At 63.7% G+C, this 12,762-nt stretch carries 18 protein-coding genes and 2 pseudogenes; all 20 read right to left on the reverse strand.

Annotated elements, in window-relative coordinates:
- Positions 1-102: 102 nt before the first annotated feature.
- Positions 103-876 carry a hypothetical protein gene (locus GQA94_RS15965; RefSeq protein ID WP_158188949.1) on the reverse strand — a complete coding sequence of 258 codons (774 nt, stop codon included), beginning with the start codon at positions 874-876 and terminating at the stop codon, positions 103-105.
- Between the two features lie 24 nt (positions 877-900).
- A complete protein-coding gene (locus tag GQA94_RS15970; protein WP_158188950.1) occupies positions 901-3,351 on the reverse strand; it encodes a gp53-like domain-containing protein in 2,451 nt (816 codons plus the stop codon).
- Entirely contained in the window at positions 3,351-3,899 is a 549-nt protein-coding gene (locus GQA94_RS15975; RefSeq protein ID WP_158188951.1) for a phage tail protein I, read from the reverse strand. Before GQA94_RS15975 ends, GQA94_RS15970 begins: the two co-directional genes overlap by 1 nt.
- A complete protein-coding gene (locus GQA94_RS15980; RefSeq protein WP_158188952.1) occupies positions 3,892-4,788 on the reverse strand; it encodes a baseplate assembly protein in 897 nt (298 codons plus the stop codon). The genes GQA94_RS15975 and GQA94_RS15980 overlap by 8 nt, the downstream gene beginning before the upstream one ends.
- Entirely contained in the window at positions 4,785-5,138 is a 354-nt protein-coding gene (locus GQA94_RS15985) for a GPW/gp25 family protein (protein WP_158188953.1), read from the reverse strand. Before GQA94_RS15985 ends, GQA94_RS15980 begins: the two co-directional genes overlap by 4 nt.
- Positions 5,135-5,677 carry a phage baseplate assembly protein V gene (locus tag GQA94_RS15990; protein WP_158190134.1) on the reverse strand — a complete coding sequence of 181 codons (543 nt, stop codon included), beginning with the start codon at positions 5,675-5,677 and terminating at the stop codon, positions 5,135-5,137. The genes GQA94_RS15985 and GQA94_RS15990 overlap by 4 nt, the downstream gene beginning before the upstream one ends.
- 65 nt (positions 5,678-5,742) lie before the next feature.
- A complete protein-coding gene (locus GQA94_RS15995) occupies positions 5,743-6,198 on the reverse strand; it encodes a phage virion morphogenesis protein (RefSeq protein WP_158188954.1) in 456 nt (151 codons plus the stop codon).
- Positions 6,191-6,718 (reverse strand): phage tail protein, encoded by a 528-nt coding sequence (locus GQA94_RS16000; protein ID WP_158188955.1) that lies wholly within the window; start codon positions 6,716-6,718, stop codon positions 6,191-6,193. Before GQA94_RS16000 ends, GQA94_RS15995 begins: the two co-directional genes overlap by 8 nt.
- Positions 6,715-6,906: pseudogene (lysC, locus tag GQA94_RS23445) on the reverse strand (Rz1-like lysis system protein LysC); the annotation flags it as partial. The gene GQA94_RS16000 and the pseudogene lysC, both read right to left, overlap by 4 nt.
- Positions 6,821-7,264: a DUF2570 domain-containing protein gene (locus GQA94_RS16005; protein ID WP_158188956.1), complete on the reverse strand. Its 444-nt coding sequence runs from the start codon at positions 7,262-7,264 to the stop codon at positions 6,821-6,823. The gene GQA94_RS16005 and the pseudogene lysC, both read right to left, overlap by 86 nt.
- Entirely contained in the window at positions 7,261-7,467 is a 207-nt protein-coding gene (locus GQA94_RS16010; protein ID WP_158188957.1) for a hypothetical protein, read from the reverse strand. Before GQA94_RS16010 ends, GQA94_RS16005 begins: the two co-directional genes overlap by 4 nt.
- Positions 7,464-8,279, reverse strand: a complete 816-nt coding sequence (locus tag GQA94_RS16015) for an N-acetylmuramidase domain-containing protein (RefSeq protein WP_158188958.1) — start codon at positions 8,277-8,279, stop codon at positions 7,464-7,466. Before GQA94_RS16015 ends, GQA94_RS16010 begins: the two co-directional genes overlap by 4 nt.
- Entirely contained in the window at positions 8,276-8,590 is a 315-nt protein-coding gene (locus tag GQA94_RS16020) for a phage holin, lambda family (protein WP_158188959.1), read from the reverse strand. Before GQA94_RS16020 ends, GQA94_RS16015 begins: the two co-directional genes overlap by 4 nt.
- Positions 8,583-9,038, reverse strand: a complete 456-nt coding sequence (locus GQA94_RS16025) for a hypothetical protein (RefSeq protein ID WP_199270056.1) — start codon at positions 9,036-9,038, stop codon at positions 8,583-8,585. Before GQA94_RS16025 ends, GQA94_RS16020 begins: the two co-directional genes overlap by 8 nt.
- A complete protein-coding gene (locus tag GQA94_RS16030) occupies positions 9,029-9,238 on the reverse strand; it encodes a tail protein X (RefSeq protein WP_158188960.1) in 210 nt (69 codons plus the stop codon). The genes GQA94_RS16025 and GQA94_RS16030 overlap by 10 nt, the downstream gene beginning before the upstream one ends.
- Positions 9,238-9,426 carry a DUF7415 domain-containing protein gene (locus tag GQA94_RS16035; RefSeq protein ID WP_158188961.1) on the reverse strand — a complete coding sequence of 63 codons (189 nt, stop codon included), beginning with the start codon at positions 9,424-9,426 and terminating at the stop codon, positions 9,238-9,240. Before GQA94_RS16035 ends, GQA94_RS16030 begins: the two co-directional genes overlap by 1 nt.
- Positions 9,426-9,890, reverse strand: a complete 465-nt coding sequence (locus GQA94_RS16040; RefSeq protein ID WP_158188962.1) for a head completion/stabilization protein — start codon at positions 9,888-9,890, stop codon at positions 9,426-9,428. Before GQA94_RS16040 ends, GQA94_RS16035 begins: the two co-directional genes overlap by 1 nt.
- 237 nt (positions 9,891-10,127) lie before the next feature.
- Positions 10,128-10,814: pseudogene (gene gpM, locus GQA94_RS16045) on the reverse strand (phage terminase small subunit); the annotation flags it as partial.
- A gap of 5 nt (positions 10,815-10,819) precedes the next feature.
- Positions 10,820-11,836 carry a phage major capsid protein, P2 family gene (locus tag GQA94_RS16050; protein WP_158188964.1) on the reverse strand — a complete coding sequence of 339 codons (1,017 nt, stop codon included), beginning with the start codon at positions 11,834-11,836 and terminating at the stop codon, positions 10,820-10,822.
- Positions 11,837-11,879: 43 nt separating this feature from the next.
- Positions 11,880-12,698 (reverse strand): GPO family capsid scaffolding protein, encoded by an 819-nt coding sequence (locus GQA94_RS16055; protein ID WP_158188965.1) that lies wholly within the window; start codon positions 12,696-12,698, stop codon positions 11,880-11,882.
- Positions 12,699-12,762: the final 64 nt, after the last annotated feature.

Raw genomic sequence — 12,762 nt, forward strand, 5'->3', positions numbered from 1 at the left:
CGCGCGCGCAAGGGGCGCGAGCAGCGGGCCGTGTAGCGGTGGGTGTTACAGCGCAGGCATGAAAAACCCCGCCGAAGCGGGGCCTGTTTTCACGGGGGTCGGTCACGCCGCTGCGTTGCCGACGCCTGCAACCGCCGCCTCGATCGCGGCGATGGTCTGCTCGGCCAGCTGCTGCGCCTGCTCGACCTCGTCGCCGCCCATCAACGTGCGGATCTGTTCCTTCGCGGCCAGGCGTGTTTCGCGCAGGGCAATCAGCGCGGCGGTGTACTGCGCGGCTTCGTGAAGAATGTCGTTTGCCGCCTCTTGAGCGGTGCGCCCGTTGATAGCCCAGGCGGCAACCATGGGCGGTACAGCGCCCTGGTAGTCAGCGGCAGCGTATTGCTCGGCCTCGATGCGGGCTCGGTCGTACTCCACAGCGCGCAGCGCGTCACCTGCCACGGCTTGACGCGCGGCGTCAGCGGCGGTGTCGATGCGCCTCAGCAAGATTTGCTCTAGCTCATCAGCTGTCGGCTCGACAGCCGGCAACACGAACGGCACGCCGTCTTCTCCAATTACCAGCGAGCGGCCCGTCGCAGCAGCAGAGGACAGCGCCTGGTACTCACTATCTGCCAGTTCGATCAACTCATCGGCAGGCGGCAGCTTGGAGTCAGGGTTCGGCACCTCAACAAGCGGATGCACCGCATCGGGGTCAGCGACCTTGATTTTTGGCGCGACGGCTTCGGGCTCATCGTCCGGCTGCATCCAGGCGGGGTCATCGACCTCGATGACGGGGCGAACCCAGTCTGGGTCAGGCGTCCATAGGGTCCGCTCGCCAAACAGCGAGGTGCAGTAGAAATTGAGTTGTGTTTTATGGATGTAGTACGTGTCCATCATCATGTCCGCCAGGCTCCCAGGGTGTTTTCAGTAACCGATAGCGAGCCAGTCGACGCTGCCGCCCGCGTTGGTCGAATAGATCCGCATCTGCGAGGTGCCAACCTTAACGGCGGTCACTTCGTCGAATTCGCCAGCGGCAAGATTTTGCGTGGCTCCGAGGTGCACGAATGCGTTGGGGAAAGTCATGGGCAGTGTGATCAGCGTTCCGGACGCACTGACGGCATTGTTGCCCCACTGCATGATCAGCCCGGTATCTCCATCCCTCGACCAGCCGCTCGCACCGAGCGAGGCGGTGTTCTTCGGCACGCTGACCCCACCCGCGTCACAGCGCACCCAGGGCGTCCAGGAAGAGTTGAAGCAATTACGTGCATAGACCTGTGTCGCCCCGGCGTTGTACGAAACGGCGACCTGACCACGGTTTCCGGTTGCCGAAATCGTGCTGTAGAACGTGGTCGTGATGTGCCAGTAAAGACTGGCGCTTGGCGAATTGGCATGGTTTGTCAGGATGACTGGATCAGTCGCGGAGTTCGGGTCTTGAATCGTTGACCCTTGCGTTTGATTGCGCACCGCGCCAGGGAGAAGGTCAATCGAGACCCCACCGGCGTTCAGGTTCGATGCGTTGTTCGCGCCAAGCGTCGCGCGAGCAGTCGCAGCATCTGCGTCGTCGAGCAGCGTTTGAATAAACGCAGGGACGTTACCGGTATGGAAAACTGACTTTCCACCAACCTGGAAGTTATTGCGCGCAGATAACGGGGCAATACTGTTGTTGATCTCAGAATTTACAACGCCGGTGTTGTAGCTGAAGTAATCAATAATCGCCAAGCAATTCGAATCATCACCCAATACCTGCCCTTCAAAAAAAATCCCACCCCCAAAGGCAGACGCCTGGTACGGCATCTTCAGCGCCGCATACTTCACCCCACCATATGTACAGGAAACGACCTCCCACGTAACCCCACCCGTTCCGTCGAGTCCATATACCATTGTGTCATGCGAGTTGTATGCCGCCTGGGATGTTACCTCTACCGAGTGCAGCACATTGCCTGCGTTGGTATACCCCCGGGTTGCCGTGATCTTTCCATCGACAAGGAACTGACGTAACAAAGTGCTCTGATAAAGCGGGTGCAGTAATATCACGCGTTCGGTGTAGAGATTCCCAGGCGCGCCAAGCCTGCGCCGCACGGTATCGACTCGTGCCAAGCTGTCACTTGTAAGATCCGCTGCGCTGAACTGCTTGGTCAAGTTGCTGGAGTGCCATAATTCATTCCAAACGCTCCATGCTCCGTTGTAGCAACTGCGCCATTTGACCGTGCCAGCGCCGGCGTTTGTGCCATACGGAAACGCGACCTGGGTGCAGTTTCCTGTGCCACCGTACTCCAATACCAGGCAGTACCAGTGGGCAGTGCCGCCTCCTGGGTTGTTGGGGTTTGCTGTCCCCAGCACCTTCCGCCACCAGCCCGGCGAGGTGATCGAGTTCCAATCGGTAGTTGTATCTGCCCCGCCGATGGTCGACGGCGTAGCGAGGAAGGATGCGCCCTGTGCCCCAACGCCAAACGCCGCCATTGCCGCGCGGACGAATGCGGTCGTCGCGATACTGGTGTCGCTGTCCGACGGTAACGGCGTGGGCGCTTTTGGTTCGCCGGTCAGAGTAGGACTGTTGAGCGGCGCCGCGCCCAACGTGGCAAGGGCCGTGGCGGCATCGACATCATCAAGCAGGGTCCGGGCGAAGGCAGTCAGATTTGTCGTGGCGAAGGCGTCAGCACCGGTGGCATAGATCAGCTGGTTCGCCGCAGTAACCAACCCCGCCAGAGCCGTGAGTGTCTGGTCTTTCGGCTGCTTCTCGTCTTGGAGCTTCTTGCCCTGGGCCGCAGTGAGGGCCTGCGAGGTGCTGAGGCTGGACAGCGAATCGTTGAGCTGTACCAGACCCGCCCGGGTGGTGGTGGCGGTAAGGCTTTTCAGCCCCGCCGGAGTGACGACTCGCGCCGCATCGGTGCCCGCCTGGGTCTCTTCGGGCGTGGCGAGCTCGACGACGCCCTGGACGGTGGTGGTCGCTGGCGGGTTGATAAAACTTATATCGCCGAACGTCAGGCTGGTGGCGTTCAGGCTCTCCAGGATGATGTCGGTGGCGAGCAGCAGCGTGGATGGCCCGGCCTTCTGGATGATCCAGCCCGATGCTGCAGGCTGCGAGTAGACGGCAATGAGCGTGCCCTTGTCGCTGAACAGGCCGAACTCCCCGACGTTGTAGCTCGAGGAGCTTTCGTCCAGCGCCATGACGTGGATGGTGTCTGCGGCCACGGCTTGCCCTGCGATCGACCCCACGCGCTTGACCTGCGCCTGCAGCGCCGTGCGCGTCTTCAACGGGGTGTACTGACCCGTGCCGAAGCCGATTTCGGTGATGGTGACCGGGCCGGTGCCGGTGTTCTGGGCGTTGATGATCTCGGCGCGGCCGGCATCGGTGATGGTGATTGGTAGTGCCATTACGGGGCCTCAGTGCATTGCAGGCGGCGGTAGATGACTGGCCGTGCGGCACTCTGCAGGCCGAGGCCTCCGGTAGCGGCCAGGCCGAGGGTGAGGGTGAAATGCGAGCGAACGGGCTTGGTGCGCTCGATCTCCTTGATGATGTCTTGCTGGTACGCAGCGGTATTTGGCACGCCGGCGCCCAGGGTGAGTACCACGTCAAAGGTGTGTGGTGCGCCCATCGGGCTCTTCTGCCACCACTCGCGCAGGGCCAACGAGCTGCCGAAGCTGCGCACCACGTCGCGCACGCTTTTGGAGGTGCCCTTGCGGCGTTGAATGTCGACGGCCGAGCCGATACGGGCGCGCTTGACCGCCTCCGGCCAATAGGGCTGCCAGCTGTCGAGCGAGAGCGTCCATGCCAACCAGGGCAGCAGGTTGGCTGGGCACGTCTCTGGATTCCACAGCTCGCGCAGAGGCACGGCCAAGGTACCGAGCCGCAGGGTCGCCTGCTCGAGCTTGCGCTCAAGCGGCGAAGCGTTGGGCGGCAGCAAGGAGGGCTGGTCACTCATCTAGGCCACCATCGGTGAGGTTGATGGCGGTGCAGTAGGAGGCGCTTTGACGGTCGACAACCAGGTTGGCGGTTGGCTCTGCGAGGTCGACACGCTGCACGCCGGGTTGATGCAGTGCGGCGTAAAGCCCGGACAAGGTCACGTCCAGGCCAAGCCTGTGCTGACCCTCGGTGTAGGCCTCGAGCGCGGCGCGTGCGTTGCCCATGATCACTTCACGATCGGGGCCTGCGTAGAAGTGCAAGGTCGCGGTTACTTCATACGGCACAACGGAGGCGGCTTGAACCTGGACGTAGTCAGTCAGCGGCCGGACGCTCTCGTCGCTCAGACGCGCCAGGACGGTGCTGAGCAACTCGGGGCTTGCCGTCCCGCTGCCTTCACGTGACAAGACGGTGACGAGAACCTGACCGGGGCTTGGGCTGGTGGCGCTCGCATCCATGACCTGGCCGTCCGCGCTGAGCGCGTGAAAGATATATGCCCCCTCGGGCCCGGCAGTGGACAGACCTTCCAGCGACAGCTGAATGCGGTACCGAAATTCACTGTCGCCCTCGTATACCGCTGCGACGGGGGGAACAGCGTCCGGATTGGCCAGGCTTATCTGCAGGCGCGTCACGCCAAAGAGCGCGCCAAGGTTGTCCAGGTCAGTGCCTGACGAATATGGCAGCATCACCGCACGGGCTGCATCATTGATTCGGGCACGCAGCTGGAGCTCACGATAGGCGCACACTTCCAGCAGCTTGACGAAGGGTTCGGATTCGATCTGGGCGTCCAGCTCCGGCGCACGCTCGATCAAGTCGGCGAGCATCGCGGTGAGGATCTGCTCGAAGTCGAGCGGCTCGATGACCTCCGGCGGCGCGACCAGGGCGAGGTTGATGGCGGTGAACTGGCTCATGCGATCGCTCCGAGGTTAAGCGGCACACGCAGGCTGAGCGGCTCATTTACGTCTGCGCGGGTGCCTTCGATGTCGAGCACCACCTGCCCTGGTTGCTCGCCCAGGAACAACTGCACCCGGCTCAGACGGATGCGCGGCTCCCAGCGCAGCAGCGCCATGGCGGTGGCGGCATAGGCCTTCAACCGCGTGCTGTCGTTAGTCGGCCAGTCGATGAGGTCCGGCAGTTGGCTGCCGTATTCGCGGCGCATGATGCGCGTGCCGATCGGGGTGGTGAGGATGTCGGCGATGGACTGCGCCAGGTGGGCGTTGCCCTCGAGGGCGCGGCCAGTGGTGGCAGACATGCCGATCATTGCGGCTCCCCCGTGTTGCTCGGGCCGCTCTGGACGCCGCTGTGAACGTGCTTGACTAGGCTGATGCCCGCTGCAACCACGTCATCGCTAACCGTTACCCGTCCGGTGATGACCACGTTTCCAAGGATGCTGACGCCACCGGGTGCGGCGAGCTGCGCCTTGCCGCCATCTGGCAGTGTGGCGCTCAGCGTATGGCTTGCGTGGTCGTAATCGATCACAGCCCCGTCCGGATAGGTCCGGCGGCGCACGGTGGCGCTATTCGACGGCGCCGGACGTTGCTGTGAGTAGAGGCCGACCAGGGCCACGCCCTGAGCCGGTTCGCCGCTGGGGCTGAATAGGATGCACTGCTCGCCGACCGTTGGCGGGTCCCAGTCGCTGCTGCTGCCGGCGCGCAGGGCGAGCCAGGGCAGGTTCGGCACGGTGAGCCCGCCCGATGTGACTGTGCAGCGCGCGGCCTCGTGGTCCACTGCGACAATGGTGCCGAGGCGGATCAGGTTGTCGAGGCGGCGAATGAGATCGGTGATGTTCATGGCGACCATGCTGACGGTCGCGCGCGCGTGGCGCATTGGGTGGGCCATGTAGCCGGGTGCGCTACAGCAAGCGATCAGCGCGTCAGATGATCGAGCAGCTGGTCGCGGATCATGTCGAGTTCATCCGGCGTGAAGCCGAGCAGCCCGCGACGGGCGTACTGGACGTCGACAGCGTTGCGGCCAGGCCGGTCGCGCAGGCCGTACTGGTGAATGCGGGCAAGCCGTGAGGTGCGGCCGAGAAAGCCGATGGCGATGCTGCTGGCGTCACTCTGCAGCTTGAGGTACCGCGCCTGCCTGAGCTTGGTGAACATCTTGCGCTTGACCCTGCCCTGCTTTGCACGGAGCTGCTCACGGGGTTTTCGCGGCGCATAAGGTGTGCCGTCCGGGTTGCGCTGGGCGGCGATGCGCTGCTGCTGACTACGGCGCAGGTTGCGCGCGATTGTCTGGTTGAGCTTGCGGCGCTCGGCGGGCTGCAGGCGATTAAGCAGCGCGCCGGCCCAGTCTTCCAAGGCGGACAGGTCGTCAGCCATTGCTGCGGGCCGGGTGCGGGCTGGCGATGTCGGTACCGGTGCCTTGCATGCTCTCCCACTCGGCCAGTAGCTCACCCTTAGCGTAGAGCTGCCAAGGCCCCGCGTCGAAATACGGTTCCAGCTGAGGTTCTGGTGGGTGCTCCACCTGCAGGGTGCCGTCATCCAGGCGCTTGACGATGACGCGCTCGGTGAGCGGCAGCGTGATGCTGAGGTCGACCTTGCTGTTGTCGAGGATGTCCGCCTCGAACTTGATCGCGTCCCTGCCCTTTTCGAGGTTTTCCATCAGCTCGCGCTGGTTGGCCAGCACCCAGGCGAACAGCGGGATGGCAATGGCGTCCGGATGGCCGGCGAAGTCGGTAAGGATCAGGTTGAGCGTGTAGCTGTATTCGAACGACAGGCCGGGCGCTGCGGTGCTGCGCATGCTGCCGTTGTCGACGAAGGTGAGCAGGCGGTCGGGGTTGCGCTTGAGCTCGGGCACAGCGGCGACCAGATGCGCGCGCAGGGATTCGGGTTTGTTCATGGCTGGGCCGCCCGCTCGTTGTGCTCCACGACCAAGTCAACCTTGGCGGCGCATTCGCCCCAGGCACTCATCAGGTAGTCACCGTCGTCGCTGAGTTCGCCGTTACTGGCCGGTGCGGCTGGGTTCAGCGTACAGCGCGTCACGACCGGACAACCACTGACGGTAACCGGCGGCTCCGATGATGGCCGGGCGGTGGTGCAGGCGGCGAGCAGCATCAGGCAGAGGCTGATCAGCCCAGCTTTGATGGTCTGGATCTTCACGGCGGCGTTCCTTCTTCTTGAGCTGATCGGTGGCCTGGGCCTGCTGCTGGGCGCTGAGCGTTTGTTGCAACGAAAGCTGAGCGAGGCGTTGCGATGCCACCTCGCCGCCGAGGCGGACGATGGTGGCGGACTGTCGGGCGCTACGTTGTTCGGCTGCCTCTAGGCGGTCGGTGGCGAGATCCGCGCGGGCGTTGGCCGCGTCGATGCGCTGAGCCTGGACGTTCAAGGCCACCAGCAGCGCCACGACCAGCCCTGCTATGCCAAGCCAGACTTTCCAGCTCGTCATTGGCGGTACCACCCGGCAAGGTTCATCGCGGCTTCATCCACCTGGTTGACGGTGCCGATCAGTACAAGGCAGCGCACGCCCGGTACCGCAACGTGCAACGCCTCGGCGAACTGCCCGGCCAGTTGCGGGGACGTGTCGGCCGGCAGCTCGAACACGTCGCCATCCTGCGGGCTGTGCTTGCGGATCCGCTCGAGGTCGATCATGCGGCCTGCTCCTGGGCGTGTTCGCCAGCGAACTGCGCATAGGCGCGGGCGAGCTTCACGTCGTAGAGGTTCTTTGCGTAGTTCTTCCCGTTGTAGCCCCTCGCGAATGCCTTCCAGTTGCGAGCCTTGAGCGCTTTGTGCAACACGGGGTCGGCTTCAATGAACGAGACGAAGGCGTCGAGCTGCGCCGCTTCGCTGAGGGCCATGGTGTCGGCAAAGTGCCGGGCGTCGAGGTAGCCGAGGCGCTCCCAGTGATGGCCCATGATCTGGAACAGGCCCCAACTGGCGGATTCCAGCGCGGACGCGTTGTGGATCTGCTTGGCCTGGGCGAGGCGCTGATGCTCGGCGGTGCCGCCGGCGTAACCGCCCGGGCGACGGTTGACCAGGGCGGGAAACTTGACGGCAAGTGCCTCAGCCTCGGCCACGGTCATGCCGTTGGCCTGCAGGCGATCGAACATGACGTGACGCTCGAACAGGATTGCCGGGCGACCATTGACCTCGAAGCCTTCGCCGCGGCTCTCCACCTGGTTGACGGCCATGACGCTCGCCAGTGGCACGCCGAGGCGGTCGGCGGCCTGCTGCAAGTCCTTCTGCTTGAGCAGGCGCGACAGATCGGCTCCGGTCAGCGCGGCCAGCGTTTTGCTGCCGGCTACGCCGTCTACAACCAGCCCGAGCTTGCGTTGGTATGCTGCGACAGCGGCCTCGGTGGCATCACCGAAGTCCCCGTCGGCACGCAGCGAGGCGCCGTGCCTGTTGAGCTGGATTTGCAGCTGACGGACAGCCAGCCCGCGATCGCCGTTGCGTAGGGTCATAGCTGCTCTGCCTTTTTGGTGATGACCTTCTTGGCCGCTGCCCGGCTGGCTTCGACGCCGAACAGCCCGACCATGCAGGCGAGGAATACGCCCGCCTCCCGGGGCGCACCGATGAGCGCGGGGCCGTACGAGACGCCAATGCCGAGCAAGCCGCAAAGCGGTGCTTCAAGAGCAAGCTGGCGGAGCTTTCCGCCGCCGTAGATGATTCGCCACACGGCGATGAGCATGGCGAGCGCACCGGCGTAAAGGGCTGGGAAGTTGGCCTCCAACCAAGCGGAGAGCCAGACCCATGTTTCCGGTCTGTCAGGCATGTGCTTCATTCCGATGTCCAAGGTTGAGGTTGTGGACGTGCCGGACGACTTCGCCCAGCAAGGCCGGGCTGTACCGCTGCGGCAGCGGATAGCCCAGCCCGGCGGCGCAGAATTCGCTGCAGAACATCCGGCGTTTGTTGTCGAGGGTGATGGGCAGAACCTGGCTGCCGAGCAGGCCGAGCCAGTCGTAACCGCGGCCACGGTTGGCAATGAACAGTTGCTCGATGTGGTTGGCATCTGCCCAGGGCACCGGGATCAGGTCCCAGTGGGCCAGGTCGACCTCGATGCGCTTGGCGCGCACGCCGCCATCCATCGCGGATGCCGATAGCCAGCGGCCGTCCGGCATGACCAGTTCGCAGTGGCTGTAGATCGAACGCGTCCAGAGGCGGATCAAGCGGTTGAACAACGTGCCGCGGCCCTTGTAGAGCGCGAGATAGATCAATCCCATAGGTTCACCAGCTGGCGTTGTTCAGCCTGTACGGCTGCGTCTGGCAGCGCGATAAGCGTGCCGTTGGGGATGACCGGGCCGAGGTCGGCCAGGCCGGGGTTCGCTTCGAGGACTTGCTCGACCACGCCGGCGGTGCGCCCGTAGTGCCGCCAGCAGATGGCGTCGACGGTGTCGCCCTGGACGGCGCGAAGGCTGGCCATCACTCATCGCCCTCGGCGTTGGCAATATCCGGATAGACGAATGGGCCGTTGTCAGAAACCAGTGCACCAGGCGAGACGCCCGTTTCGACTTCGCGGCAAATGGCCAAGCCAAGCGGGTGCATGATTTCTCGGTTGATCCGCTCCAGTAGCCCGCGACGGCTGATTTCGTTCCAGTCGATCGTTTCCATCAGATGAGCTCCACGGTGGTATGCACGCGACCGAGGATTGAGCGGATCGCCCAGCGGGCATCGCGGCGGTATTCGTCTGCGGTGGGCGTGAGGGCTTCGGCGCGTTCGGCACCGTCGCCGGTGGCGCTGTAATCGCGGTAACGCTCGGCCAGCTCGGCGCCGGCGCTGCAGTAGATCGCACGGCGATAGAGGTGCAGCAGCTCGGACTCGTTCTGGATCTGGTCAGCGGGCACGTCGGCCAAGCTTTCATGGTCGGCGGCGAGGTTGGCGAACTTGAAGCGCTTGAGCTCGCGGTTGACCTCGATCACGGCGTTGACCGCCGCGGTTTCCAGGCGGGCATCGGTGATGCTGCCGTCAAGGCGCAGCGCTTCGCGCATGTGCTGGCCGTCCAGGGGCGGAAACCAGCCATCGTTGGTGATGGGGTGCGGCGCTTGGCTGCCCCCTGTTGCGATGAATGCGCTCATGAATTCTTCCCTGGTTCGGCGGTGGTCGGGGCGTCACGACAAGGCAAGGAGAAAACCTGTCGATCAGCCCCGAGCCGCCGAGTGCGTGGGGGACGCTCAGTTAGCGGGTGGCTCGCTGGGGCCGGTGTCGGTGCCCTGCTCGCCTTCGTCGGTTTGGTCGCCTTTGCCCTGTTCAGGCTTGGGCGTCTCGTCGTCGACGGGTGGCGCGCCGGTACCGGTCTCGGCTGGCTTGCATTCCGCGTGTTTCTTCAGGAGGCGGTCAACCCGCTCCAGATCCTTTTTGCCGCCGCAGCTGCTGTGCAGGTCGATGGCCTTGGCCAGTTGTGCCTTGGCTTGCTCGAGCAATCGGCCGTCGAGCTGCTGCTCGTCGACTTTGCCCAGCATCGCCTTGCCTGTTGCCAGGTGCAGCTTGGCGCGGGCTTCGTCGGGCATGTCATGCGCGGCGGTGATGGTTTGGGCCTGCTCGAGCACGTACAGCGGGAAGTCGCCGCCGGCCTTCTGCACCTTGAGCGCACCGTTGGCCACCTCCTCGGCCAGCAGGCAACCGGTGGTGCGAGCGAAGCGGTCAGGCATCTTCAGGTTGTGTTTGAGCACATAGGCGCCGATATCGAGCGCATTGGCGAAGTAACCCGCATCGATGCACCAGACCATGAGGGTAGTGAGCACGTCGTCCTCGACCCCGTTGCCGGCAGACAGGACGCCTTCGATGTAAGGCGCGTACTCCGGGATCAGCGTGCGCTTGAGTTCAGCCTTGCCCTGCTCCGACTGCACCTGCTTGAGGCGCAATCGGTCCTGGTTGAGCTGCAGCAGTTGCTGTTCGTAGGCGGTAGCGCCGGCCATGGACTGCTCGGGACCGGCAACGGCCGCCGCGGCGATGGCCGCGGAGACGCGCTGGAAATGGCGCTTGGCTGGGCTCATGGCCATCGCGGTCAGGCCTCCAGCTCGATGTTTTCGATGAGGCAGCCGAGGCCGTAGTCCTCGACGACGTAATCATCGTTGCTGGACTCGAAGTTCTCGATGCGGTTCTTGCTCGGATTCTCCTGGACGTGACGGCGGCGACCACCGGTCTGCCAGTAGATGGCCAGATTTTCCAGGCTTGTGATCAGCATGGCGCTATCCGGCACGTAGGGCACTTCGACCGGCTGCTTACCGCCCATGCGCTTCTGGGAAATGATCATGTCGGTGGCCAGCTTCTCGGAAGCGGGCTGTTCCTTGTTGATCAGTGGGAAGTATTTGTCGTGGACCAGGTTGCTGCCGAGGATGACGACGATGCCGGGGTCCTTGCGATGCCACGGGTCAATCAGGTTGGCGATAGCATCGAAGACCAAGGCGTCGAGGTTGTTGTAGTCGGCGAGTTCACTGGTGCCGATGACGATCTTGCCGGCAGTTTTTCCGTCCTTCAGGACGCGGGCCGCTGCATTGGTGCGGTATTTCTGCAGCCAGCCGATGTTGACGTCCTGCAACAGCGGGTTAGCGCCGCGGTCAGTAGTTGCGGCCGCGCTGGTACCGTTGAAGCCGATCATGATCCGGTCAAGCGCCTGGCGCTTGAGGATGGCGTCGCGCAGACGGCTTTGGAAATCAGGAAACTTTGCCCAGGCGTCGAGCTGGGCATAGCGCACGGCGGTATCGAAGTCCGTCTGGCGGCACTCGTAGCCGTCCTTGGTCAGGTCGGAAACGTCGCGCGGCACACGCACGCCCGCGCCGGTGGTGTCAGTGCGACCGGCAATGGTGCTGCTGACTCCAAGGCCGACTTTCTCACCCTTGAGCTCGTCGACACCGATCATGCCGATGCGGCTCAGGAATTCGCTGGATTCCTGCATGCGGGTTTCCAGCCTCTGCTGGACAGTGGGGTCGACGGCAAAGGTTTTGGTTGCGTCGGATACGCCGCTGAGCTTGGCGAGCTGGCTCAGGTAGGCGTCGAAGTGGTGGCGGGTATCGTTGCGCATTGGATTCTCCGGTATTCGTGGCTATGGCGTGACCGTCAGTCGATCAGCAGTCAGTAAGTGCAGCGGGGTCGCCGCCGCCAACCGGCGGGCGCTTGAACTGTTTGGGGTCGGGGGTTTTCTCGAGCTGCTCTTTGAGCGCCTGTAGGTCGCTGGTCAGCGTGCTGAACTTGGCCTCCAGTCCTTTCCGTGCTGACTGCTCAGCTGAAAGCGCTTCGGCCTGGTCTGCTGAGTGCTTGGCAATGGCTTCGAGGGTTTCGGCCAGTTCGCTGAACTGCTCCTCGTTCTGCTTGCCCTTACCGAGCAGCTCGCTGACCTTCTTGAACAGCCCGGCAACTTTGGATGGGGTGTCGTCAACTTCCTCGAACGTCAACTCAGCCTCTTCCGCAGCAGAGAACAAATTCTCTTTGTCCTGCTTGCGGCTAGTCAGCGTGCCGTGCTGCGCGCTGAACTCCAGCGCTTCGGTGCCCAGGCTCGCCGGGCTGTCGGTGACGGCCAGTCCGACCAGATAGGCCTTACCGGTGTCGGAAAACTTGGGCTGGATCTCCATGGAGGTGTAAATCTTCTGGCCCTTCTTGTTCAGGGCCTGCAGCGCCTCGTTGGGCTGAATCTGTGCGAACAGGGCGAGTTTCTTTTCGCCACCAACTTCGACCTCGTCGACCTTCAGCGCGAGCACGTCGCCATAGGCGCCGAACTGCGAATCAGGCGACAGGCCTTTGATGTGCTCGACGTTGATGCGAGCGCCGTAGGTGTCGCGGTTGTAACTGGCGGCCATTTCTTCGAGCCAGCTGCGTTCGATCTTGCGGCCGTCGGTGGTCGCGCCTTCGACGCCGATGCGGAACCAACGGGAGCGGAATTTCTTCATGGGGGCATGTCCTCAGGCTGGCCGCAGCGGGCGGCGTTAGCGTTGAGGGCATGGTCGGCAGCGG

This window comes from Stutzerimonas stutzeri (genome assembly GCF_009789555.1).
Lineage (GTDB): Bacteria > Pseudomonadota > Gammaproteobacteria > Pseudomonadales > Pseudomonadaceae > Stutzerimonas > Stutzerimonas stutzeri_R.